Genomic DNA, 226 nt, shown 5'->3' with positions numbered 1-226 from the left:
CCTCAAAGTGCCGCTGATGCAGCACGCGAGCAGATCATGAAGTTGACGCGTCCTCAAAGTGCCGCTGATGCAGCACGCGAGCAGATCATGAAGCTGACGCGTCCTCAAAGTGCCCCTGATGCAGCACGCGAGCAGATCATGAAGCTGACGCGTCCTCAAAGTACCGCTGATGCAGCACGCGAGCAGATCATGAAGTTGACGCGTCCTCAAAGTGCCGCTGATGCAG

Annotated in this window: 1 protein-coding gene; it reads left to right on the top strand. The window is 57.5% G+C overall.

Annotated elements, in window-relative coordinates; genetic code table 11:
- Positions 1-36: 36 nt before the first annotated feature.
- Positions 37-226 (top strand): hypothetical protein (locus tag ACVOLV_RS22200; RefSeq protein ID WP_481556243.1); only part of this gene is annotated, 190 nt, incomplete at its 3' end.

The organism is Stenotrophomonas sp. STEN023 (assembly GCF_056760135.1).
This window is presented reverse-complemented; position numbering and strand designations above follow the sequence as displayed.